This is a genomic window from Agrobacterium sp. V1 (genome assembly GCF_030518355.1).
Taxonomy (GTDB): Bacteria; Pseudomonadota; Alphaproteobacteria; order Rhizobiales; family Rhizobiaceae; genus Agrobacterium; species Agrobacterium cucumeris.
The window spans coordinates 1,772,363-1,796,340 of record NZ_JAULSF010000002.1 but is presented as its reverse complement, the minus strand read 5'-3'; the positions used below and the strand labels follow the sequence as shown (position 1 = coordinate 1,796,340).

The 23,978-nt window shown below is 59.9% G+C and carries 22 protein-coding genes; 15 read left to right on the top strand and 7 right to left on the bottom strand.

The window, feature by feature from the left end; all coding sequences use genetic code 11:
- Nucleotide 1 precedes the first annotated feature (1 nt).
- Nucleotides 2-841 carry an ABC transporter ATP-binding protein gene (locus QSV77_RS22040; RefSeq protein WP_142842440.1) on the top strand — a complete coding sequence of 280 codons (840 nt, stop codon included), beginning with the start codon at nucleotides 2-4 and terminating at the stop codon, nucleotides 839-841.
- Entirely contained in the window at nucleotides 838-1,683 is an 846-nt protein-coding gene (locus QSV77_RS22035) for an ATP-binding cassette domain-containing protein (RefSeq protein ID WP_302735062.1), read from the top strand. The genes QSV77_RS22040 and QSV77_RS22035 overlap by 4 nt, the downstream gene beginning before the upstream one ends.
- Before the next feature lie 52 nt (nucleotides 1,684-1,735).
- On the opposite strand, the gene QSV77_RS22030 is transcribed toward QSV77_RS22035, so the two are convergent.
- Nucleotides 1,736-3,205 carry a mannitol dehydrogenase family protein gene (locus QSV77_RS22030; protein ID WP_302735061.1) on the bottom strand — a complete coding sequence of 490 codons (1,470 nt, stop codon included), beginning with the start codon at nucleotides 3,203-3,205 and terminating at the stop codon, nucleotides 1,736-1,738.
- 107 nt (nucleotides 3,206-3,312) lie between these two features.
- Nucleotides 3,313-3,987 (bottom strand): GntR family transcriptional regulator, encoded by a 675-nt coding sequence (locus QSV77_RS22025; protein WP_269701710.1) that lies wholly within the window; start codon nucleotides 3,985-3,987, stop codon nucleotides 3,313-3,315.
- A gap of 280 nt (nucleotides 3,988-4,267) precedes the next feature.
- On the opposite strand from QSV77_RS22025, the gene QSV77_RS22020 reads away from it, so the two are divergent.
- A complete protein-coding gene (locus QSV77_RS22020) occupies nucleotides 4,268-5,386 on the top strand; it encodes a mandelate racemase/muconate lactonizing enzyme family protein (protein WP_302735060.1) in 1,119 nt (372 codons plus the stop codon).
- A 50-nt stretch (nucleotides 5,387-5,436) separates the two neighbouring features.
- Here the strand turns inward: QSV77_RS22020 and QSV77_RS22015 are convergent, their stop codons facing one another.
- Nucleotides 5,437-6,459 carry an LLM class flavin-dependent oxidoreductase gene (locus QSV77_RS22015; protein WP_302735059.1) on the bottom strand — a complete coding sequence of 341 codons (1,023 nt, stop codon included), beginning with the start codon at nucleotides 6,457-6,459 and terminating at the stop codon, nucleotides 5,437-5,439.
- A gap of 136 nt (nucleotides 6,460-6,595) precedes the next feature.
- Entirely contained in the window at nucleotides 6,596-7,513 is a 918-nt protein-coding gene (locus QSV77_RS22010) for a LysR family transcriptional regulator (protein ID WP_142842434.1), read from the bottom strand.
- 232 nt (nucleotides 7,514-7,745) lie between these two features.
- Here QSV77_RS22010 and QSV77_RS22005 point away from each other — a divergent pair, with 232 nt between their 5' ends.
- From QSV77_RS22005 to QSV77_RS21955, 11 genes are all read left to right on the top strand, one after another.
- Nucleotides 7,746-8,954 (top strand): ABC transporter substrate-binding protein, encoded by a 1,209-nt coding sequence (locus QSV77_RS22005; RefSeq protein ID WP_142842433.1) that lies wholly within the window; start codon nucleotides 7,746-7,748, stop codon nucleotides 8,952-8,954.
- Nucleotides 8,955-8,983: 29 nt separating this feature from the next.
- Nucleotides 8,984-9,769, top strand: a complete 786-nt coding sequence (locus QSV77_RS22000; protein WP_302735058.1) for an ABC transporter ATP-binding protein — start codon at nucleotides 8,984-8,986, stop codon at nucleotides 9,767-9,769.
- A 1-nt stretch (nucleotide 9,770) separates the two neighbouring features.
- Nucleotides 9,771-10,472 carry an ABC transporter ATP-binding protein gene (locus QSV77_RS21995; RefSeq protein WP_302735057.1) on the top strand — a complete coding sequence of 234 codons (702 nt, stop codon included), beginning with the start codon at nucleotides 9,771-9,773 and terminating at the stop codon, nucleotides 10,470-10,472.
- A 2-nt stretch (nucleotides 10,473-10,474) separates the two neighbouring features.
- Entirely contained in the window at nucleotides 10,475-11,362 is an 888-nt protein-coding gene (locus QSV77_RS21990) for a branched-chain amino acid ABC transporter permease (RefSeq protein ID WP_269701716.1), read from the top strand.
- A gap of 1 nt (nucleotide 11,363) precedes the next feature.
- Nucleotides 11,364-12,368 (top strand): branched-chain amino acid ABC transporter permease, encoded by a 1,005-nt coding sequence (locus QSV77_RS21985; protein ID WP_302735056.1) that lies wholly within the window; start codon nucleotides 11,364-11,366, stop codon nucleotides 12,366-12,368.
- 74 nt (nucleotides 12,369-12,442) lie between these two features.
- A complete protein-coding gene (locus tag QSV77_RS21980; protein ID WP_302735055.1) occupies nucleotides 12,443-14,038 on the top strand; it encodes a GMC family oxidoreductase in 1,596 nt (531 codons plus the stop codon).
- Nucleotides 14,039-14,051: 13 nt separating this feature from the next.
- A complete protein-coding gene (mmsB, locus tag QSV77_RS21975) occupies nucleotides 14,052-14,936 on the top strand; it encodes a 3-hydroxyisobutyrate dehydrogenase (RefSeq protein WP_302735054.1) in 885 nt (294 codons plus the stop codon).
- On the top strand, nucleotides 14,933-16,888 hold the full coding sequence (locus tag QSV77_RS21970) for an acetoacetate--CoA ligase (RefSeq protein ID WP_302735053.1): 1,956 nt from the start codon (nucleotides 14,933-14,935) through the stop codon (nucleotides 16,886-16,888). The genes mmsB and QSV77_RS21970 overlap by 4 nt, the downstream gene beginning before the upstream one ends.
- Before the next feature lie 4 nt (nucleotides 16,889-16,892).
- Nucleotides 16,893-17,678, top strand: coding sequence for a 3-hydroxybutyrate dehydrogenase (locus tag QSV77_RS21965; RefSeq protein ID WP_302735052.1), 786 nt, complete (start codon nucleotides 16,893-16,895; stop codon nucleotides 17,676-17,678).
- 614 nt (nucleotides 17,679-18,292) lie between these two features.
- The gene (locus QSV77_RS21960) at nucleotides 18,293-18,634 is read left to right on the top strand and encodes a hypothetical protein (RefSeq protein ID WP_302735051.1); all 342 of its coding nucleotides are present in this window, start codon (nucleotides 18,293-18,295) and stop codon (nucleotides 18,632-18,634) included.
- Nucleotides 18,635-18,738: 104 nt separating this feature from the next.
- On the top strand, nucleotides 18,739-21,075 hold the full coding sequence (locus QSV77_RS21955) for a glucose/quinate/shikimate family membrane-bound PQQ-dependent dehydrogenase (RefSeq protein WP_302735050.1): 2,337 nt from the start codon (nucleotides 18,739-18,741) through the stop codon (nucleotides 21,073-21,075).
- 77 nt (nucleotides 21,076-21,152) lie between these two features.
- Here the strand turns inward: QSV77_RS21955 and QSV77_RS21950 are convergent, their stop codons facing one another.
- The gene (locus QSV77_RS21950) at nucleotides 21,153-21,653 is read right to left on the bottom strand and encodes a ferritin-like domain-containing protein (protein ID WP_142842422.1); all 501 of its coding nucleotides are present in this window, start codon (nucleotides 21,651-21,653) and stop codon (nucleotides 21,153-21,155) included.
- Nucleotides 21,654-21,827: 174 nt separating this feature from the next.
- On the opposite strand from QSV77_RS21950, the gene QSV77_RS21945 reads away from it, so the two are divergent.
- Nucleotides 21,828-22,313, top strand: coding sequence for an MgtC/SapB family protein (locus tag QSV77_RS21945; protein ID WP_149901167.1), 486 nt, complete (start codon nucleotides 21,828-21,830; stop codon nucleotides 22,311-22,313).
- Between the two features lie 7 nt (nucleotides 22,314-22,320).
- On the opposite strand, the gene QSV77_RS21940 is transcribed toward QSV77_RS21945, so the two are convergent.
- Both QSV77_RS21940 and QSV77_RS21935 read right to left on the bottom strand, forming a co-directional pair.
- Nucleotides 22,321-23,547, bottom strand: coding sequence for an FAD-binding oxidoreductase (locus QSV77_RS21940; protein WP_302735049.1), 1,227 nt, complete (start codon nucleotides 23,545-23,547; stop codon nucleotides 22,321-22,323).
- A gap of 19 nt (nucleotides 23,548-23,566) precedes the next feature.
- Nucleotides 23,567-23,977 carry a TIGR02588 family protein gene (locus QSV77_RS21935; protein ID WP_302735048.1) on the bottom strand — a complete coding sequence of 137 codons (411 nt, stop codon included), beginning with the start codon at nucleotides 23,975-23,977 and terminating at the stop codon, nucleotides 23,567-23,569.
- Between the last annotated feature and the right edge of the window lies 1 nt (nucleotide 23,978).

The following is a 23,978-nucleotide window of genomic DNA, read 5'->3' as shown; positions in this document are numbered from 1 at the left end:
GATGAGCCTGCTGAAAATCAAGAACCTCACCGTCAAATTCGCCACCGCCACCGGCGCCTTCATTGCCGTCAACGGCATCGACGTATCCGTCGACAAGCATGAAGTGCTGGCCATCGTCGGCGAATCCGGTTCCGGCAAGTCGGTATCGATGCTCGCCGTCATGGGGCTTCTGCCCGATACGGCAACGATTACCGCCGATGAGATGACCTTCGACGGCAAGAACCTGCTGACCATGTCGCCGCAGGAGCGCCGCAGGGTGATCGGCCGCGAGATCACCATGATCTTCCAGGAGCCGGTCGCCTCGCTCAACCCGTCCTTTACGGTCGGGTTCCAGATCGAGGAAGTGCTGCGCCTCAATCTCGGCATGGGCCGCTCCGCCGCCCGCGCCCGGGCGCTGGAACTGTTCCGCGCTGTCGGCATTCCCGAGCCGGAAACCAAGCTCAACGCCTACCCGCACCAGATGTCCGGCGGCCAGTGCCAGCGCGTGATGATCGCCATCGCGATCGCCTCCAAACCGCGCCTCTTGATCGCCGACGAGCCGACCACCGCGCTTGACGTGACGATCCAGAAGCAGATTCTCGATCTCTTGATGAACCTGCAGGCGGAATACGGCATGGCGCTGATCCTCATCACCCATGATATGGGCGTGGTGGCGGAAACCGCAGACCGCGTTGTGGTGCAATATAAGGGCCGCAAGATGGAGGAGGCGGATGTCTTGAGCCTCTTCGAGGCCCCGCAGCATCCCTATACCAAGGCATTGCTTTCGGCCCTGCCCGAAAATGCCACCGGCGACCGCCTGCCCACGGTTTCCGATTTCTTCGGCAAGGAGGGCGTTCAATGAGCATTGTTGTCGAAGGCAAGGGCATTACCCGCGATTATCATGTTCCGGGCGGCCTGTTCGGCGGCGCCAAGACGGTTCAGGCGCTGAAAGGCATCGATTTTGCCGTCGAGCGTGGCAAGACGCTCGCCATCGTCGGCGAATCCGGTTCGGGCAAGTCGACGCTTGCCCGCATCATCGCCCTGATCGACCCGGCATCCGGCGGTGAGCTGAAGATCGAAGGCCAGCCGGTCGATATCGCCAGACGACGTCCGGACACGCAGATGCGTTCCAAGGTGCAGATGGTGTTCCAGAACCCCTATGGCAGCCTCAATCCGCGCCAGAAGGTGGGTGACGTGCTGATGGAACCGCTCATCATCAACACGAAAATTCCGGCTTCCGAGCGTCGCGAGCGGGCTGAAGCCATGCTGGTGAAGGTCGGTCTTGGTCCTGAACATTTCAACCGTTATCCGCACATGTTCTCCGGCGGCCAGCGCCAGCGCATCGCCATTGCGCGCGCGCTGATGCTCAATCCGGCGCTGCTGGTGCTGGACGAGCCGGTTTCCGCGCTCGATCTTTCGGTCCAGGCGCAGGTCTTGAACCTGCTCCGGGATCTGCAGGAAGAATTCGAACTCACCTACGTTTTCGTCAGCCACGATCTCTCGGTGGTTCGTTATATCGCCGACGATGTGATGGTCATTTCCAAGGGCGTGGCGGTGGAGCAGGGGACGCGCGAGCAACTCTTCGCCGATCCGAAGCACCCCTATACGCGCCAGCTCTTCGCCGCGACGCCGATCACGGATGTCGATGCCATCCGCGCCCGCGTGGAACGCCGCAAGGCGGCGCGGCAGGCCGCGACGGCCTGAGCATAGAAACATCAAGTTAGAAAACAGGCCGGGTTTCCGGCCTGTTTGTTTTTCAGGACTTTAAAAACATACCGATAGCGGCAAGTGCGCCTTGCTGGCGGATGTCGCGATAAGCGGCTTTCAGTGTCGACACGAAGTTTTCGTTGCCCGGCAGGTCATCGCCGAATGTGCGCCTGAAGGTGAGGAACCGGTCCACGACAGCATCCGGCGCCATTGCCAGCTGGTCCGGCGCATCCCATTCCTTGAAAGCAGGGTCGAGAATGGTGATCGGCTGATCCTTTTCATCCCTGTCTGCGCAGGATCTGATCCACAAAGCGACGGCAAAAATAACGGCGCGACTGGCGGTCTTTTCTTCCAGCAATTCGCGCAAGGGGCCAAGAATACGCAGCGGTACCTTCTGCGAGGCATCGGAGGCGATCTGCATCGTTTTGTGTTGCAGGGAGGGGTTGGCGAAACGCTCCCTGAGGCCGGCTGCAAATTCTGCGCCATCGACCGCCGGGTCCAACGTCCGGCCGACTTCACGCCAATAGGCGTCGATGAAATCGCGCACGGTTTTTTCACCCCATGCATCGGCAACCGTTTTGAGGCCGGTGATCTGGCCTATGGCGGCGATGGCGCTGTGGGAGCCGTTCAGCATTCGGAGCTTCATATGTTCATATGGCTCGACGTTGCTGACGAACTCCACGCCTGATCTTTCGAGCGCCGGTCTCCCATGCGGAAAACGATCTTCGATGACGAAGCGGAAATAGGGCTCGGCCACCACCGGCCAGGCGTCGCGCACCCCAAGTGCTGTCGATATTGCGTCCCGATCCGCGTCGGTTGTGGCGGGAACGATGCGGTCCACCATGGAGCAGGGGCAGGCGATATTGGCTTCGATGAAGGAGGCCAGTTCCGCATCGGCCAGTTCCGTAAATTCCAGCAAGAGCTTTTGTAACACATGCCCGTTGGCGGGCAGGTTGTCGCAGGAAAGCAGCGTCAGCGGCAGCGAGCCTACTTTGCGTCTGCGTCGTGTAGCGGCGAGAATGAAACCGAAGATGGAGCGTGGCCGGTCCGGGTTTTCAAGGTCGTGGAGAATATCGGGATGGTCACGCAGCAGGCTGCGGGAAGCGAGATTGGTGAGATAACCCTTCTCCGTCACGGTCAGGGTGACGATGAGCACGCGCGGATCGGATAGCCGCTCCACCAGCCTTTCAGGATCTTCCGGCGCAACGATGGTTTCCATGATGGAGCCGATGATGCGCAGGTGCTCGCTCTTTCCGTCGCGCAGGCAGAATGTGTAGAGATTGTCCTGCGGTTCGATGGCATCGCGTGTGTCCGGGCTGCGCAGCGATGCGGCGACGATACCCCATTGCGTCTCACCGCGATTGAGGCAGTCATCAATGAAAACCGCCTGGTGCGCCCGGTGAAACGCCCCGACCCCCAGATGCACGATGCCGGGTGTGACCGCCTGGCGATCATAGGCGGGTGTTGCCACGGATTGCGGCAGGCGGGGAAGGGCGGCAGCGGAAAGCCGGTCTGTCATCAATGCGAAATCCCCATGCGGAGCAAGATGGTAATGGCGGCATCCGGGTTTTCCCGCATCATGTCAGTTCCTCCACTTGTGCCTGAACAGGTCGTATTTTGAATGGATCAGGCCCGAGCCTCTTTGAGCAGCCGGACCTGACGCAGCGTGTTCTGGCGGCTGCGCTCGAGATGCCGCCACAGGGCATCGACGATCTGGGCCTTGCTGCCGGCGGCAATGGCGTCGGCGATATTCTGGTGCTCTTCCACCGAACGGGCGTAATCCCCCAGGATCGAGACGAAAACCGTATGGGTCTGGTCGAGAATGCGCTCATGCGAGCCGGAGATGACCGGAATGCGGGCGGCTGAAACCAGTGTCGTGTGAAAGCTGCGGTCGTAGAAAAGCGCTTTCGACAATTCGTCGAGCGTCGGGCCCTTGGCGAATTCGCGGTGTTGGGCAAGGCTTTCGAGAAGCTGCGCATGCAGCGTCCCGTCCAGTTGTCCGGCATCGAAAGCCACTTCGACGGCGCCTTTTTCAAGCAGCATTCTGGCGGCGTAGAGCTCTTCCACATCCTCCACGGTGAAATCGCGCACCACCATGCCGCGCCTTGAAGAATTGACTACCAGCCCGTCAGCCTCGAGTTTCACGCAGGCTTCCTTGACCGGTGTGGGGCTGATGCCGAGATCGGCGGCAAGCTCGTTGGGCAGCAGCCGTTCGCCGCCGCGCAGTTTGCCGCTGACGATGCGGGCGCGCAGCTCCCGGTGCGCCTGTTCGGCGAGCGTGACTTTGACGAGTGTGTTCATGGCCGCATCATTGCCCAGCTTGGAAAGACAGGCAACAATCAAATATTAAAAATAAAAAATTTTTTATTTTACAAAATCCGTTTTTCCGTTAGCTCTATCTGCCATCGGAAGCCGGCTGCCGGAGGAGGGTGGTCCGGCAATCCCCTGACGGTTCAGTTCCCGCAGTCATCGGGTGCGGGGCATGACGTGACTTCACCCACCAATCGGCGAAGCGTCGCTCAGAAAAGGGACTTCCGCCTTTCCTCCCCAGAAGCGTCCAAGCATCGAGGAATGACCGATCATGAAAATTACCGCTGTCGAACCTTTCATCCTGCATCTGCCGCTCACGTCGGATTCTATATCCGATTCCACTCACAGCATCACCCATTGGGGCGTCGTCGGCGCGAAAATCACGACGAGTGACGGCATTCAAGGTTATGGTTTCACCGGCACCCACGCGCATCTTCCATCCGACAGGCTGATCACCTCCTGCATCAGCGATTGTTATGCGCCCTTGCTGCTGGGTGAGGACGCGTCGGAGCATTCGCGGCTGTGGATGAAACTTGCCCGTTACCCCTCGCTGCAATGGGTCGGCCGGGCTGGCATCACCCATCTGGCGCTTGCCGCCATCGACGTGGCGCTGTGGGATATCAAGGCGAAAAAGGCGGGCGTGCCGCTCTGGCAATATCTCGGTGGTGCGCGCACGGCAGGCGTGGAAGCCTATAACACCGATATTGGCTGGCTTTCCTTTACGCTGGAAAACCTGCTGGCCGGCAGTGCAAAGGCCGTGGAGGAGGATGGCTTCACCCGCCTGAAGCTCAAGGTCGGTCATGATGATCCGAATATCGACATTGCCCGGCTTGCCGCCGTCCGCCAGCGCGTCGGCTCCTCCATCCGCATCGCCATTGACGGCAATGGCAAGTGGGACCTGCCGACATGCCAGCGCTTCTGCGCCGCGGCGAAGGATCTGGATATCTACTGGTTCGAGGAACCGCTGTGGTATGACGATGTCACCAGCCACGCCCGGCTGGCGCGCGGCACATCCATTCCCATCGCGCTCGGCGAGCAGCTTTATACGGTGGATGCGTTCCGCTCATTCATCGATGCCGGCGCGGTCGCCTATGTCCAGCCGGATGTGACCCGGCTTGGCGGCATCACCGAATATATTCAGGTGGCTGATCTCGCGCTCGCCCATCGCCTGCCCGTGGTGCCGCATGCGGGTGAGATGAGCCAGGTGCATGTGCATCTGAGCTACTGGCATCCGGCTTCGACCATTCTCGAATATATTCCGTGGATCAAGGATCATTTCGAAGAGCCGATCCATGTGCGGGATGGTGTTTACAGGAGGCCGGAGCAGCCCGGCGCCAGCACGACGCCGCTGGCGGAAAGCTTCGCCCGTTATGGCAAGGCGGTGAAATAAAAAAGGCGGCGCAGAAACTGCGCCGCCTTGCTCATTTTCAGGACCAGCCGTTAGCGCCAGCCGAGAGCCGGCGCCACCTGCTTCAGGATCGTCTCGATGACATGGGCGTTGTAATCGACACCCAGCTGGTTCGGTACGGTCAGGAGCAGCGTGTCGGCCTCGGCAATGGCTTCATCGGCCTTCAGCTGTTCGATCAGCGCTTCAGGCTCGGCGGCGTAGCTGCGCCCGAAGATCGCACGCGTCTTGTCGTCGATATAACCGATCTTGTCGTCGCCTTCATTGCCGTAACCGAAATAGGCCCGGTCACGGTCGCTGACGAGGGCGAAGATGCTGCGGCTGACCGAAACACGGGGCTCGCGGGCATGTCCGGCTTCCTTCCAGGCTTCCCGGAAGATACGGATCTGCTGCGCCTGCTGGACGTGGAAAGGTTCGCCCGTTTCATCCGTCTTCAGGGTGGAGCTTTGCAGGTTCATGCCAAGCTTTGCCGCCCACACCGCCGTCGCGTTGGAACTCGAACCCCACCAGATGCGCTCACGCAGCCCTTCGGAATGGGGTTCCAGGCGCAAAAGGCCGGGCGGGTTCGGGAACATCGGTCTCGGGTTCGGCTGCGCGAAACCTTCGCCCTTCAAAAGCTCCAGGAAGACTTCGGTATGTTGCCGCGCCATATCCTCCTCGGTCTCGCCCCCGGCCGGGCGGAAGCCGAAATAACGCCAGCCATCGATCACCTGTTCCGGCGAACCACGGCTGATGCCGAGTTGCAGGCGTCCACCGGCGATGAGGTCGGCCGAACCGGCATCCTCCGCCATGTAGAACGGGTTTTCATAACGCATGTCGATGACGCCGGTGCCGATCTCGATGTTTTTCGTTCTGGCGCCGACGGCGGCCAGAAGCGGAAAAGGTGAGGCAAGCTGGCGGGCGAAATGGTGTACGCGAAAATAGGCGCCGTCGGCGCCCAGTTCTTCGGCGGCCACGGCAAGGTCTATCGATTGCAGCAGCGTGTCGGCCGCCGAGCGGGTCTGCGACTGGGGTGAGGGTGTCCAGTGGCCGAAGGATAAAAATCCGATCTTTTTCATGATGACCTTCCAGATGTCGGAGGATGCCGGTTTTCACAAACCGGCTTCGTTGTTGTCAGTCATATAAGCAACCGCGCACATCCTCCAATCCGTCACCCGTAAACACGGTGTCGCCGAAATGTGAACGATGGCCGTTTCAGGCAATCGTCCTGCGGTCGAGGATGAAGAGATTTTCGTGGGCGCGTGCGGTGGTCAGGATGAAATCCATCAGCGAGCGCACACGCGGCACGTTGGCAAGATCCTGATGGCTGGTCAGCCAATAGCCGCGCCGCAGTTGCACTTCGTCGGCAAGAACCATCTGCAAGTCCGGAAAACGGGCGGCGATGAAGTTCGGCAATATGCACAGGCCGCGGCCGCTCAGCGTGGCGGTCAGCTGGGCGAAAATGCTCGATGACTGAAAATTGGGGCGCAGGCCGGGCATCACGTCGCGCATGTAATCGAGGCCCGGCGAAAAAATCAGGTCCTGCACGTAACCGATAAAAAAATGGTCGGGCAAATCCTCACGCCGCGTGATTTTCGGATGTCCGGCGAGATAGGAACGCGAGGCATAGATATGCAGTGTGTAATCGATGATCTGTTCATTGATATAGGGACCGGCTTTTGGCGGATCGAGCGTGACGGCCACATCCGCTTCCTTTCTGGAAAGCGCCATGATCTGCTGGATCGTCACCATCTCCACCATGATGTGGGGATGGGTGGCGGCGAAGTCTTTCAGCCTCTCCACGAAGAAAAAATTGGAAAAACCTTCAGGGGCGCTTAGGCGCACCACGCCGCGCAGCAGGCTGCCGCTTTCGGAAATATCCGATTGCAGTCTTTCGGCTTCCGCCTCTATGCGCTCGACCGTATCGACCAGCCGCCGTCCCACCGTCGTCAGCTCGTAACCGCGCGGGTTTCGCTCGAACAGCTTGGTTTTAAGCGAGAATTCCAGCCGGTCGATGTGGCGGGAGACGGTTGCGTGGCTGGTGCGCAGGCTGCGGGCGGCCGATGAGAGCTGCCCGGTGCGGGCCACGGCCAGAAAATATTGCAGGTCGTCCCAGGTAAAAGGCGTGGCCAATCTCGTCTCCCATTCAGAGTTCTGTTCAAAAATGAACAGTTCCTGTTCGAAATTTGATGATGCCGTGCTCTTGTGTCAACCGAGGAATTCGAGAAATCTAAAACCAGGATGCGTCGCTTTGAGGAGAGTGGCGTGACCGTTCGGATGCAGCACCCGGGACGAACGCCATGCGGCTTCGTTCACTGTTGCACAGACAATCTGAGGCTCGCAATCATCTCTGGGAGGAGAAGTCATGCGCAAGAGTATCGTTTTATCCACGGCCATGGCACTGGCCGCCGGCACCGCCGCTTATGCCGCCGAGATTTCGGACGGCAAGGTCAAGATCGGTATCCTGAACGACCAGTCCGGCGTTTACGCCAACTTTGGCGGTAAGTACTCTTACGAGGCCGCGAAGATGGCGGTTGAGGATTTCGGCGGCAAGGTGCTCAATGCGCCGGTTGAGGTCGTGACCGCCGACCACCAGAACAAGGCGGACGTGGCCTCCAACATTGCCCGGCAATGGTACGACACCGAACAGGTGGATTCGATCATGGAGCTGACATCGTCGTCAGTGGGCCTGGCCGTGCAGGCGCTCTCCAAGGACAAGAAGAAGATCACCGTCAACACCGGTGCGGCAACCACCGAACTGACCGGCAAGCAGTGCAGCCCCTATGGTTTCCACTGGGCTTATGACACTTATTCGCTCGCGGTCGGCACTGGCGGCGCGCTGGTGAAGCAGGGCGGCGACAGCTGGTTCTTCCTGACTGCGGACTATGCTTTCGGTTACTCGCTGGAAGAAAACACCGCCAATTTCGTCAAGGCCAATGGCGGCAAGGTTCTGGGCTCCGTGCGCCATCCGCTGGCAACGACGGATTATTCCTCCTTCCTGCTGCAGGCGCAGTCTTCGGGCGCGAAGGTCATCGGTCTTGCCAATGCGGGCCTCGACACCTCCAATGCCATCAAGCAGGCGGCTGAATTCGGCATCGTTGCCGGCGGCCAGCGGCTTGCCGCTCTTCTCTTCACGCTCGCCGAAGTCCATGGCCTCGGTCTTGAGGCGGCGCAAGGGCTGACGCTGACGGAAGGTTTTTACTGGGACCGCGACGATGAATCGCGCAAATTCGGCGAGCGTTTCAAGGAACGCACCGGCGCAATGCCGAACATGGTGCATGCCGGCACCTATTCCGCCGTGCTGCACTACCTGAAGGCCATTGAAAAGGCCGGCACTGATGATGCCGATGCTGTCGCCAAGGCCATGAAGGAAATGCCCGTCAACGACGTCTTCTCCAAGGACGGCCATGTGGCCGCCAATGGCCGCATGATCCACGACATGTATCTCATGGAAGTGAAGAAGCCGGATGAGAGCAAGCAGCCGTGGGATTATTACAAGGTGCTCGCCACCATCCCCGGCAAGGAAGCCTTCATGGACCCTGCAAAAAGCGGTTGCCCGCTGGTGACGCAATAAAAGACTGACGCAATAAAGGGGAAAGTTTCATGATGATCGCTCCCGCCCCCGCCGGGCAGGCCGAACCTCGCGTCGTTCTTTCGGCGCGTGGTCTCAGCAAAACCTTCGGCGCATTCGCAGCCGTGAAAAACGTCGATCTCGACGTCCACCATGCCCGCGTTCATGCGCTGATCGGCCCAAACGGCGCCGGCAAGACTACGGTCTTTAATCTGTTGACCAAGTTTCTCCAGCCGACGGGCGGAGCGATCACTTTCATGGGAACGGATATAACAAGGACGCCACCGGACAAGGTGGCGCGTCTCGGCCTCGTCAGGTCTTTCCAGATATCGGCGGTGTTTCCGCATCTGACGGTTCTGGAAAATGTGCGGGTTGCGTTGCAGCGTCCGAATGGCCTTGCAACGCAGTTCTGGCTGCCGCTCTACTCGCTCGACAGGCTGAATGCCCGCGCCGAGGAACTGATCGCAACGGTTGGCCTGACACGGGAAAAACATGCGCTTGCGGCCGATCTTTCTTACGGCCGCAAGCGGGTTCTCGAAATCGCCACCACGCTGGCGCTCGATCCGAAGGTTCTGCTGCTGGACGAGCCGATGGCCGGCATGGGTGGGGAAGATGTCTCCCACGTCGCCGAGCTTATCCGCGAGGTGGCAAAGACACGTGCGGTGCTGATGGTCGAACATAATCTGAAAGTCGTTGCCGATATCTGCCATCACGTCACGGTGCTGCAGCGCGGTGAAATTCTGGCGGAGGGCGATTATGCCGCCGTTTCCGCCGATCCGCGTGTGCGCACGGCCTATATGGGCACGGAGGAGGCTTGATATGGCGGCAATGCTCGAAGTCTCCAACCTGAGATCCTGGTATGGCGAAAGCCAAGCCCTGCACGGCGTCGATCTGACGGTCGGCGAGGGCGAAACCATCACCATTCTCGGCCGCAACGGTGTGGGCAAAACCACGACGCTGCGCACCATCATGGGCATCATCCGCAACCGCAAGGGTGTCATCAAGCTCGGCGGCAAGGATATGATGCCGGTGCCGCTGCATCGCACGGCAAAATACGGCATCGGTTTCGTGCCGGAAGAACGCGGCATCTTCGCGACGCTGAGTGTCGAGGAAAACCTGAAGCTGCCGCCCGTTGTCGCAGCCGGCGGCATGACGCTCGATGAAATCTATGAACTGTTCCCCAATCTCCATGAGCGCCGCATGAGCCCCGGCACCAAGCTTTCCGGCGGCGAGCAGCAGATGCTGGCCATGGCGCGCATCCTGCGCACCGGCGTGAAGGTGCTGCTGCTTGATGAACCGACGGAGGGGCTTGCACCCGTCATCGTGCAGCGCATCGGTGAAGTGCTGCAAAAGCTGAAGAGCCGCGGCATGACCGTGGTTCTGGTGGAGCAGAATTTCCGTTTCGCAAGCCGCATTGCCGACCGCTTCTACCTGATGGATCATGGCCAGATGGTCAGCAATTTTCCGGTGGGCGAGCTTTCTGGCCGCATGGGCGAACTCAATAAAGTGCTGGGGGTTTAACAATGACGATGATCTTCGGCATTCCAATTCAGGCCCTGCTCGGGCAATTGCTGATCGGCCTTATCAACGGCTCGTTTTATGCGCTGCTGTCGCTCGGCCTGGCCGTCATTTTCGGCCTGCTGCGCGTCATCAATTTCGCCCATGGGGCGCAATATATGCTCGGCGCTTTCGTCGCCTTTCTCGGCCTGCAATATTTCGGCATCAATTTCTGGGCAGCGCTGGTGGTGACACCGCTCGTCGTTGCGCTTTTCGGTGCGATCGTCGAACGCCTTCTGCTGTCGCGGCTTTATGATCTTGATCCGCTTTACGGGCTGCTTTTCACCTTCGGCCTGGCGCTTGTGGTGGAAGGCACGTTCCGCTGGCTTTACGGCGCTGCCGGCCAGCCCTATTCGGTGCCGCGTGAGCTTGCCGGCGGCACCAATCTCGGCTTCATGTTCCTGCCGAATTATCGCGCCTTCGTTGTCGTCATTTCGCTGGTTGCCTGCCTTGCCACCTGGGCGCTGATCGAAAAGACGCGGCTTGGTTCCTATCTGCGGGCGGCGACGGAAAACCCGACGCTGGTGCAGGCTTTCGGCATCAACGTGCCGGTGCTCCTGACGCTGACCTACGCATTGGGTGCCGGCCTTGCAGGCTTCACCGGCGTGCTGGCGGCGCCCATCTATCAGGTCTCGCCGCTGATGGGCACCAACCTCATCATCGTCGTCTTCGCCGTGGTCGTCGTCGGCGGCATGGGGTCGATCATGGGGGCCATCGTCACCGGTTACATGCTCGGCATCGCCGAGGGGCTGACCAAGGTGTTTTACCCTGAAGCCTCCAACATCGTCATCTTCGTCATCATGGCCTTTGTGCTGCTCATCCGCCCCGCCGGACTTTTCGGAAAGGACGCCTGATATGTCCAAAGCCACCCATACCACCGCCGGTGCGATGCCGCAGACGGAAGTTTCGACGACTGCCGGAACCATCAAGACCGTGCTCATTCTGGCGGGGCTTACCGTCCTCATCGCCGCGCCGATGTTCGTTTACCCGATCTTTCTGATGAAGCTCCTGTGCTTTGCGCTGTTTGCCTGCGCCTTCAATCTGCTGATCGGTTACACGGGACTGCTGTCCTTCGGCCATGCGGCGTTTTTTGGCGGTGCGGCCTATTTCACCGCCTATTCGGTGAAGGAATGGGGCGTGACGCCGGAGATCGGTCTTGTGATCGGCATGGCGGGTGCTGCCCTTCTCGGCCTCGTCATCGGCTTTTTCGCCATCCGTCGTCAGGGCATCTATTTCGCCATGATCACGCTCGCGCTGTCGCAGATGTTTTATTTCTTCTGCCTTCAGGCGCCGTTTACCCATGGCGAGGACGGGTTGCAGGGCGTGCCGCGCGGCCATCTCTTCGGCCTTCTCGATCTCAACGCACCACTCAACATCTATTACACGGTGCTGGCGGCCTTTGTGCTTGCACTTCTGGTCATCTGGCGTTTCGTCAACTCGCCCTTCGGCATGATCCTGAAATCCATCCGCGAAAACGAGCAGCGCGCCATTTCGCTGGGCTACAGCGTGCAGCGTTACAAGCTCGGCGCCTTCGTCATGTCGGCGGCGCTTGCCGGGCTTGCGGGCGGCCTGAAGGCGCTGGTCTTCCAGTTCGCCACGCTAACCGATGTGACCTGGCAGATGTCCGGCGAAGTGATCCTGATGACGCTGCTCGGGGGCATCGGCACCATGATCGGCCCGATTTTTGGCGCGGGGCTGGTGGTCACCTTGCAGAACTATCTCGCGACATCGGATTTCCCGGTCACCATCATTACCGGCCTTGTGTTCATGGCCTGCGTTCTGGTGTTCCGGCGCGGTTTGATCGGTGAATTTTACGCGTCGCGGCTCGGGAGAAAACTCGGCTTCCAGCACCGCGGCTAGATATTTTTGCAAACACTGGAAAGGCCTCCCCCGCGTCCGGGACGACGCGGCAAGGGCGGCGTATGGAGAAGAGCATGGGCGAATATGACTATATCGTCATCGGAGCGGGGAGTGCCGGATGCGTTCTCGCCAACCGCCTTTCGAAAGACCCGAACAACCGCGTGCTGCTTCTGGAAGCGGGAGGCAACGACAATTACCACTGGATCCATATTCCGGTCGGTTATCTCTATTGCATCAACAACCCGCGCACCGACTGGTGTTTCAAGACGGCGGAAGAGCCAGGCCTTAACGGCCGCGCGCTGATCTATCCGCGCGGCAAGGTTCTGGGCGGCTGTTCCTCCATCAACGGCATGATCTACATGCGCGGCCAGGCGCGGGACTATGACGTCTGGCGACAGCTTGGCTGCGAGGGCTGGGGCTGGAACGATATCCTGCCCTATTTCCTGAAGTCGGAGGATTTTTATCGCGGCAAGAGCGACCTGCATTCCGCCGGCGGCGAATGGCGGGTGGAAAAGGCCCGGGTGCGCTGGGATGTACTGGATGCCTTCCAGAAGGCGGCGGGCGAGGCCGGCATTCCCGCGACTGACGATTTCAACCGGGGCGACAATGAGGGTGCCGGTTATTTCGATGTGAACCAGCGCTCTGGCTGGCGCTGGAACACGGCGAAAGCCTTCCTGAAACCGGCGCTTGGTCGTAAAAACCTGACGGTTTTAACCAAGGCCCACGTCAAGCGGCTTATCATCGAAGAAGGTCGGGTTACGGGCGTCGAGTTCCACCATGACGGCGTTCTGAAAAAGATGCGGGCGCGGCGCGAGACGGTGCTTTCCGCCGGCGCTATCGGCTCGCCGCATGTTCTGGAGCTTTCCGGTATCGGCCGTGGCGATGTGCTTCAGGCCGCCGGTATCGACACCGTGGCCGAGGTTCAGGGCGTGGGAGAAAACCTGCAGGACCATCTGCAATTGCGCATGGTCTATAAGGTTTCCGGCGTTTTGACGCTGAATGAAAGGGCTTCCACCCTGTTCGGCAAGGCGAGGATCGGCCTCGAATATGCGCTGACCCGCTCCGGGCCGATGTCGATGGCGCCGAGCCAGCTCGGCGTCTTCACCCGTTCTTCGCCGGAAAAGGAAACCGCCGATCTGGAATATCATGTCCAGCCGGTTTCGCTCGACAAGTTCGGTGATCCGGTTCACACTTTTCCTGCCATTACTGCAAGTGTCTGCAATCTGCGGCCGGAAAGCCGCGGCTCAGTGCATGTGAAAGGACCGGATTTCGCCATGCAGCCGGAAATCCGCCCGAACTATCTTTCCACGGAAGGCGACCGCCAGGTGGCCATCGATTCCATGCGGCTGACGCGCCGCATCGTCGCCCAGCCGGCCTTTGCCCGGTTCAAGCCACAGGAATACCGGCCTGGCCCCTCGTTTGAAAACGATAATGATCTCGCCAAGGCGGCGGGCGATATCGGCACCACGATTTTTCATCCCGTTGGCACGTTACGCATGGGGTCGGATGTCGAAAGCGTTGTCGATAACAGGCTGAAATTCCGCAGGCTTGCGGGGCTGCGTGTCGCGGATGCCTCCATCATGCCGCGGATCACATCCGGAAATACCAATTCGCCAACGATCATGATTGCCGAAAAGGCTGCCGACATGATCCTTGCGGATAATCGTTGAGAGGAACGCTCCCATGAAGACCGTCGCTTTTATCGGACTTGGACATATGGGCCTGCCGATGGCCGCCAATCTCGTCAAGGCGGGTTATACCGTGAAGGGTTTCGACCTTTCCGAAACCTGCCGTGCGGCGGCGAGGCAAGCCGGCATTCCCATTGCTGCGGATTCCGCCGAGGCGACGGCAACGGCTGATGTGATCATCACCATGCTGCCGAAGGGAGAACATGTGGTTTCGGTCTATGGTGATCTGGTACAAAAAGTCTCCGCCGGGACGCTCCTTATCGATTGCTCGACTGTGGATATGGAAAGCGCGCTGAAGGCGCATGAGCTGGCCGCTTCTGCCGGTTGCCCCTCCGTTGATGCGCCTGTCTCCGGCGGCACGGGTGGGGCTTCCGCCGGCACATTGACCTTCATGTGCGGCGGCGAGGCCGACGCCTTTTCGGCGGCAAAGCCGGTGCTGGAGGCAATGGGCAAAAAGATCGTCCATTGCGGCAAGGGTGGTAACGGCCAGGCGGCGAAGATCTGCAACAATATGATCCTCGGCATTTCCATGATCGCGGTCTCGGAAGCCTTCGTGCTTGGCGAAAAACTCGGTCTTTCGCATCAGGCGTTGTTCGATGTTGCCTCCACCTCTTCGGGGCAGTGCTGGTCGCTCACCACCTATTGCCCGGTGCCGGGGCCGGTGCCGACATCGCCCGCCAACAAGGATTACCAGCCCGGATTTGCGGCGGCCCTGATGCTCAAGGATCTGAAGCTCTCGCAAGAGGCCGCCAATGGAGCCGGAGCCTCCACCCCGCTTGGTGCTGCGGCATCGGCGCTTTACGAGAACTTCGTCGGCGAGGGCGGCGGCGGGCGTGATTTTTCCGCCATCGTCGAGATGCTGCGCGGGAGCGAAGCATGACGGACGCCGCGCCTTCCGATATTTTGTGGGTGCCGACGAGGGAAAGGCTCGAGCGCTCGGCGCTTTTTTCCTTCGCAGAGAAAACGGCAAAACCGCACGGGGTGGCCGCCGATGATTATGCCGGACTGCTGCGCTGGTCCATTGATGCACCGGACGCCTTTTACGATGCGCTGTGGGATGAACTCGGGATTATCGGTACGCGCGGCGAAACAGCGTTCAAGGCTGGTGCGACGATGCGTGAGGCCGAATTTTATCCGGGTGCGCGGCTCAACTATGCCGAAAACCTGCTGCGCGATGCCGACGAGCGGCTGGCGATCATCGCCCATCGGGATGACGGAACGCGGCGCGAAATAAGCCGAAGAGACCTTTACGACGATGTTTCCCGTCTGGTGCAGGCGCTCGCCCATGCGGGCGTGAGTGAAGGCGATCGCGTCGGAGCGATCGTTACCCATGATATCGAGGCGATCGTCAGCTATCTCGCAGTCAGCGCCATCGGTGCGATCTGGTCGTCCTGCTCGCCGGATTTCGGTCCGGCCGGCGCTTCAGACCGTCTGTCGCAGATCGACCCGAAAATCCTCATCGCCGTGCCGGAATATGGTTATGCCGGCAAACGCATCGATGTTGGCCCGACCATCCGTGCCGTGGCGGAAAGTGCGAGGCCTGAAAAGATCGTGCTCATCGGTGATGCGGTTCCTTCCGGCCTTGCCGATCTCGGCTGCGTGACGCTCCCGGATTTCGTCGGGCCATATAAAGCGGGGGAGATTGCCTTCAACCGTCTGCCCATCAAGGCGCCGCTGGCGATCCTTTATTCCTCCGGCACGACAGGCAAGCCGAAATGCATCACCCATTCCGGCGGCGGGCTGCTTCTTCAGCACATGAAGGAGCAGAAGCTGCAATGCGATATCCAAGAAGGGGAGCGCTTCTTTTATTTCACCACCTGCGGCTGGATGATGTGGAACTGGCAGGTCTCCGGTCTGGCGCTTGGCGCAACGCTCGTCACCTATGATGGCAATCCCGGTTACCCCAACCCTGCGCGGCTGATCGACCTCATCGACGCTGAGCGGATCGCCACCTTCGGCACCTCGGCCAAGTTCATCGATGCCTGCCTGAAGGCCGGACTGAAACCGCGTGAAAGCCACGACCTGTCCTCGCTGAGAACGATCCTTTCCACCGGCTCGCCGCTCATCCCGCAATCCTTTGATTATATCTACCGCGACTGGAAGGCGGATGTGCATCTCGCCTCCATTTCCGGGGGTACTGACATCTGCGCCTGTTTCCTCGGCGGCAATCCGCTGCAGCCGGTTCATCGCGGTGAATTGCAGGGCGCGATGCTCGGCATGGATATCGATACGCTTGACGATGAAGGTCGTTCCGTTCGCGGCGTTGCCGGTGAGCTGGTCTGCCGCAATGCGCATCTCTCCATGCCGGTCAAATTCTGGGGCGATGAGGATGGCTCGCGGTATCAGGCTGCCTATTTCGACCGTTTCCCCGGCATCTGGGCGCATGGCGATTTCGCCGAACTGCGCCCATCCGGCGGATATGTCATCCATGGCCGTTCGGACACGACGCTTAATCCCGGCGGGGTCCGCATCGGTACGGCCGAGATCTACCGGCAGGTGGAAACCGTGCCTGAAGTCGAGGAAGCCATTGCCGTCGGGCAGGATATCGACGGCGACCAGCGGGTCATCCTCTTCCTGCGCATGAAGGGTGGTGCGGCCCTGACGGAAGAGCTGGAAAAGACCATCCGCAGTCGCATTCGCTCGGGCGCCACGCCGCGGCATGTGCCGGCAAGGATCATTGCCGTCAGCGCCATTCCCCGCACCCGTTCCGGCAAGATTTCCGAAATCGCGGTGCGCGACACCATCCATGGCCGGCCGGTGAAGAATGCCGATGCGCTCGCCAACCCGGAATCGCTCGAGCTTTTCCGCAACCTGCCGCAGCTGAAGGACTAGGCCGATGGAGGACCAACCGAAAACCGTGCTCGTCACCGGTTCCACCAGCGGCATCGGGCTCGCCATCGCCAAACGTTTCGCCGAGGCGGGCTATCTGGTCGCGGTGCATGGCATAGAGACGACGGAAGAGGCAACGCAGGCCCTGGAGATGGTTGCGAAGGTGGCACGGCACAGGCCTGTGTATTTTTCGGCCAACCTCGCAAACTACGACGAAAGCGCCCATCTGCCGGAAACCGTCATCGCCGAATTCGGCCACATCGATGTGCTGGTCAACAATGCCGGTATCCAGAAGGTCGCGCCAATCGACGAGTTCGATTTTGCCGATTTTTCCCGCATCGTCGCCATTTCGCTCGACAGTGCCTTTCACACCATCCACGCAGCCCTGCCGGGCATGAAGGAGAGGGGCTGGGGCCGCATCGTCAACATCGCCTCCGCCCACGGCCTGCGCGCCTCGCCCTTCAAGGGGCCCTATGTCGCGACCAAACATGCGGTGGTGGGGCTGACGAAAAGCGTGGCGCTGGAAGTCGCCGAACGCGGCATCACCTGTAATGCAATCTGCCCCGGTTATGTCTGGACGCCGCTTGTGGCTGCGCAGGTCGCGGATCAGGCGCGCGTGCATGGCATGAGCGAGGAGGATGTGGTGAAAAAGGTGATGCTTGCGCCGCAGCCGACCCGGCAATTTGTGCAACCGGAAGAAGTGGCGGAAATGGCGCTTTATCTTGCCGGCGACATGGCACGTTCGATCACGGGAACGACTATTTCCATCGACGGCGGCTGGACCGCGAAGTAGTTTCTGCCGACATGCCCTGAGAAGCCGCCTCGCTTCCTCCCGGCATCATTCTGCGATTTTCCACTTTATAGCTGTGTGAGGCGCTGAAACGCGACGATACAGGCCGCCGAACTGACACTTTGTGGCGTATTATTAGCACAATCTGACTATTCTCTGTGGTTGTAACGCAATAGGGGGTGCACATTACCGGCGAACATGCCACAGTGAGGGCATTGTTTTTAATTGATCTATTTTTCTGATAGTTATGATGTTGAGAATTTTTACTTTTCTGGAGATTCTGCCGGTATGGCGCAGCCGTCGCCTTGAGGCAAAAAAATATCGGGCTGCCGGCGGTCATTCCGAATTTGGTGGGGTGCGACCGCCTGCGCGGTTGAACCAGACCCTAGACACTGCGAGCGCTGGAACCGTTCCGGACAAGCCGGGCGAAACGGTGGATGCCCGGCGGACAACCTCCTGGCTGGGGCTCAGGCAAAGCTTCAGTGCAATCGAGACGGCCGCCGCTCCGGATCTCGATATGCCTTGTCCAGCCGAGTGTAACTGAAGGCTCTCTCTTCTCTCTGGAACCAAACCGTGACCCTGCGGATTAAATTCACAGGTTACAGGGAGTAAAAGATATGGCCAGAGAAAATGCCAGCTATCTCCACGGTCGGGACGCTCCGAAAACGGAGACCGCAACCCAGGCGCGGCAGGGGTCCAGAGGACGGCCGGTTCTTGTCATACTGATTGTCAGTGTTCTTCTCGCGTTGGTCGTCTGGGCGGTTGTGGAATATTCGGTTTTTGAGCCGGATGAAAACCGTCCGCAAAGCACGCAGACCGAGACGGCACCTGTGCAGCAGCAGCCTTCCGGCTCCGGCAGCTTCGACAACAACCCTGCAAATGGCGGTGCTGCGCCGCCCGCTTCGACGGATACGAATCCGACGCGTCAGGACTCGACGGGAGCGCCGCAAAACCCCTGACGACCATGACGTGAAATTTTTCACGACAAATGAATAGTTTGTGTGGAACCAGATTGGCCCCGATTTCATTTCACCCAAAGTGACAGGAATCGGGGGTTTCATTCATGGCAGTCACCGTCACTGCAGTTATTCTCACGCTGATCGGCCTTGCGCTGTTTGGTTTCGGCTCCCAGCTGGTGATGCTGGGCGGCAGTTTTTATTATGTCCTTTCCGGGCTGGCTTTTCTGTTGACGGCTATTTTGCTGTTTCAGCGCAATCGCGCGGCACTCCACTTCTATGCCGTCTTCATTGTCGCGACGCTTGCCTGGGCCGTCTGGGAAGTCGGTTTCGACTGGTGGCAGCTCGGCCCACGTGGCGGTATCATCATTCTCATCGGCGTTTGGATGCTGGTGCCCTGGGTCAGAAAGCCGCTTGGTTTTTCAAGCCCGACCGGGCTCAGCTACGGCCCCAATGCCTGGCCGCTTGTGTTATCGGTTCTCGCTTCCATGGCTGTGGCCGGATACTCGATGGCGCAGGATCCGCACGACCAGGCAGGTTCCCTGCCTCAGGAAATTGCGTTGGCGACGCCTGATTTGGGCGGCAACGTGCCGGATGCGGACTGGCATCAATATGGCCGCACGCCCTATGGCCAGCGTTACTCACCGCTGACCCAGGTGAATGTCGACAATGTCTCGCAGCTGAAGGAAGCCTGGCGTTACCAGACGGGCGACGTGAAGCTACCCGACGATGTCGGCGAAACCACCTATCAGGTGACGCCGCTCAAGGTCGGCAACACGCTTTATATCTGCACGCCGCATAACTGGGCGATTGCCATCGATGCGGCAACCGGCAAGGAAAAGTGGAAATACGACCCGAATGTCGGTCTCAATCCGGACCGCCAGCACCAGACGTGCCGCGGCGTTTCCTATTATGCCGAGCCGAATGCGGCTCAAGGCACGGCATGCGCAGAGCGCGTCTACCTGCCGACGTCGGATGCGCGGCTGATCGCGCTTGATGCTGCGACCGGTCAGGTCTGCACCTCCTTTGCCGATCAGGGTGTTCTGCATCTCGAAAAGGGCATGAAGTACAATCCTGCCGGTTATTATTATTCGACCTCGCCGCCCGTCATCGCAGCGGGCAAGATCATCATCGGCGGTGCGGTGAACGACAATTACTCCACGCAGGAACAGTCCGGCGTCATCCGTGCTTTCGATGTGAACAGCGGTGCCCTGATCTGGAACTGGGATTCCGGCAATCCGGAAAAGACCGAGCCGATTGCGGCGGGCGAGACCTATACCACCAATTCGCCGAACAGCTGGTCGGTGCTGAGCTATGACGAAGGCCTCGGCCTGGTTTATGTCCCGCTCGGCAATCAGGTGCCGGACCAGCTTGGCATGGGCCGCAGCGAGAATGTGGAGAAATATTCCTCCTCCATTGTCGCGCTCGATATCAACACCGGCAAGGACCGCTGGGTTCGCCAGACGGTCCATCACGATTTGTGGGACATGGACGTTCCGGCGCAACCGGTGCTGCTCGACATCACCAAGGACGGCCAGAACGTGCCGGCCCTTGTCGGACCCACCAAGCAGGGCGACATCTACGTTCTCGATCGGCGCACCGGCGAGCCGCTTCTGCCGATTACGGAAGAGCCGGCGCCGGGCGGAGCGATCCCTGAAGACTTCACCTCCCCGACGCAGCCGACGACGGCCCTGTCTTTCAAGCCGGAGCCGCTAAAGGAAAAGGACATGTGGGGCGTCTCCATGTTCGACCAGCTCGCCTGCCGCATCCGCTTCCATCAGCTGGACTATAAGGGCCGTTATACGCCGCCGTCGCTTAACGGCTCGATCATCTATCCGGGCAATTTCGGCACCTTCAACTGGGGCAGCGTGGCGGTCGATCCGGAACGTCAGGTCATGTTCGGCATGCCGACATATCTTGCCTTCACCTCCCAGCTGGTACCGCGCGCCGACATTCCCCCGAAGGGACAGGATGAGAAGGGCAGCGAGCAGGGCCTGAACCGCAATGATGGCGCACCCTATGGCGTGTTCATGGGGCCGTTCCTCGGACCGTTGCAAATCCCCTGCCAGGCACCGCCATGGGGTTATGTCGCGGGAGCCGATCTGCGCACCGGCGATATCGCCTACAAGCACAAGAATGGCACGGTTTATGACATGACGCCGCTGCCGCTGCCCTTCAAGGTGGGCGTGCCCGGCATTGGCGGGCCGATGATCACCAAGGGCGGCGTGGCCTTCCTCGGTGCCGCTGTCGATAACTTTCTGCGCGCTTACGACCTCACCACCGGCAAACAGCTGTGGGAAGCGCGTCTGCCGGCCGGTGGTCAGGCAACGCCCATGACCTATGCGCTGGAAGGCGGCAAGCAATATGTCGTGATGGTTGCGGGTGGCCATGGTTCCGTCGGCACCAAGCCGGGCGACTATGTGATCGCTTATACGCTGCCGTAAAACGCGACAGCTTCAGGTAAATAAAAAACCGGAATGGGAGACCATTCCGGTTTTTGCTTGTGCGGTCGAAGCGGTGATCATGCCGCCTTTTTCTGAGCCGCAGCATTGATCGAGGTCTTGGCGAGCGAGGTCAGCGCATCGTCGGTCTTGGTTTCTTCCTTGAGCGTGGCATCCAGCAGTGAAACCGCCTTGGTGTGGCCAAGCTTTTCCGCCCAGGCTTTCAGCGTGCCGTAACGGGCGATTTCATAATGCTCGACGGCCTGGGCCGACGAAATGAGACCGGCATCGAGCGCCGCAGTGCCCTTGAACTCATCAATGATCTCTTCGCCCTCGGCGATAATGCCCTGAATGGCTTCGCAGGTCTTGCCCTGTGCCCGCTTGCCGATGACTTCGAACACTTCCTGCAGGCGCTCCACGTGCCCCTGCGTCTCTTCCTTGTGTTTTTCAAACGCCTGTTTTAGCTTCGGGTCTGTCGCTGCCCGGGCCATTTTCGGCAGGGCTTTGAGGATCTGTCTTTCGGCGTAATAAATATCCTTCAGCGTGTCGTAAAACAGGTCGTCGAGTTTCTTCTCGGCCATTGTTCCTTCTCCCATGGTATGAAAATGCAGGATGTGCGCCCATGCGCACGGGAGGCAAACCTTTCGCCGCCCCTATGGTTCCGGCTCCGTTGCGCGCAACGTTTATATTGCCGCGCGGAACCAACCGGCCTTCCCGAACTTACTGGTGATGAAATTTCGGGAGGAGACACGACAGTGCCCCAGAGCCTTGCAGAAGAATTTTCCATGAATGTTTCCATGCCTTTCGAGGTGCTGCTGGTGCGCGTGTTTGGCGCGGTCATTCTGTGCGGCCTGATCGGTCTGGAACGGGAATTTCACAAGAATACCGCCGGTCTGCGCACCAACATGCTGATCGGCCTTGCTGCCGTCACCTTCTGTGTCATCACCATCCACATGATGGAGACGATGGCGGAAGGTCATGAGGCGGCGCGGCTCGATCCCATCCGGCTGGTGGAGGCCGTGACGGCCGGCATCGCCTTTCTCGCGGCGGGTGTGGTCGTTTATACCAAGGGTGATGTCAAAGGCCTGACGACGGGGGCGAGCATGTGGCTTTCGGCCGCGATCGGCCTCTCCGCCGGGCTCGGCATGTGGCCGCTCGCGCTGTTAGCCTCCGGCGTCGGCATCATCGTTCTCTGGACACTTCGCCGCATGCAGGTGGCCGCCGGTATCAAGGAAGACTGACCGGGCATCAACCGAAGCGGAAAAGATCGGCGTCTGGGTCCTTGCCGCCATTAACGGCGGCGGCGACGATCTCGGCGGCGATCTGGCTGAAGGTGATGCCGTTGCCGCCAAAACCCATGACGGCATAGATATTCTTCATGCCGGGAACTGCGCCGATCAGCGGCAGGCCCGTGGTGGTGGTGCCAAACGCCGCTGCCCAGCGATATTCCGGTTCGCCGATATCGACGCCGAGCAGTTTTTCGATCTTGCTACGGATAATCTTCGTTTTAGAGGCCAGCTTGCGCTCCGACTGGAAGGAGGTAGGGTTTTCCTCATCTTCGCCGCCGGCAATCATGCGTCCGTTTCGATCGGTGCGCAGATAAAGATAGGGGTCGGAAGCCTCCCAGACGATGTGGTTCTCCAGCCAGTCCGGCAGCTCAAGTCCTTCCCTGCTCGCCAGGGCCCAGGTGGAAATGATCTGGTGTTGCGGGCTTTCGAGCATTTTCAGGAATTGATATCCGGTGCAGAAGACGACATTGCGGGCGGACAGGATTTTGCCCTCAGCCGTCGCAAGGACCACCTCGTCACCGAGATTTCTAAGATCGGTGATTTCAAGCTGTGAGACAATTTCACCGCCTGCACCCGCCGTGTGGCGCAACAGGCCGGCTGTCAGCTGCGCGGGGTTGGCGGAAGCCGAGATATCGCTGAGAATGGCAGCGGTCCGCTCCAGGCCATATTGTTCTTTCAGTTCCGCAGCGCTGAGGAACCTGGCCTCGATGCCGGCCTCCCCGCGCGCAGCTGCTTCCGCCTTCAGCGCACGCGACCCCATTTCATCTCCGGCAAGGTAAAGTGCCTGCTTGCGCGCCATGCTGCAGGAGATGCCGAGCGACGTGACGATTTCTTCGAGACGCAAGACGGCGCGGGCCGAGCGCTGCCATGCCCTGTCGGCGGCATCCTTGCCGATCATCTTCCTCAGTTCCGTCAGCGGCGTGTCGATCTCGTGCTGGATCATCGCGGTGCTGGCCACGCTGCTGCCCATCACCGGTTCTCTCTTGTCGATGATCAGCATGGATTGCCCCGGGCGATGCAGCGCGTGCGACACCAGCGCGCCGCTTATGCCAGCACCGACGACGATCGTGTCATAACGGTCGGCTTTTGGCGTCGTTCCGCTGCGGATGCCGATGCGTGGGCTATCGGCCCAGAGCGGCTTTGAATCCCTGAGATCGCGTTCTTTCGTCAGTTTGGATGTCGGCATGAAATAGTCCTGAAAGGTCTCATGGCTCGGTATAGCCGGAGACGTTGAGATTGAGTGTTCCGCGGCGGGGATCGTTGCGGAAGAAAAGCGTGCCGGCGTCCTTTGATTCCGAGGCGACATAATCGAATGTCACATCAGCGCTTTCCTGCATCGTGCCGTCTTGCTGCAGCTCGCCGCGCACCTGCACCTGCGCTGCCGTCGTCATCGAGAGATTGTGGATATCGAACTTCACGCGGTATGGACCGGACTGCCCCTCCACGCTGGTGACGGCTATTTCGAAACGGGCATCCTCCGGCTGGTAACGATAGATATCGTAGGCGATCCAGCCGAGCATGGCCGCGACGAGAAGCGTGCAGATCGCGCCTGTCACCCATTCTACCCAGTGGGGATCGGAACTTTCGGTGTGTTTGTTACCCTTCGATGTGGTCATC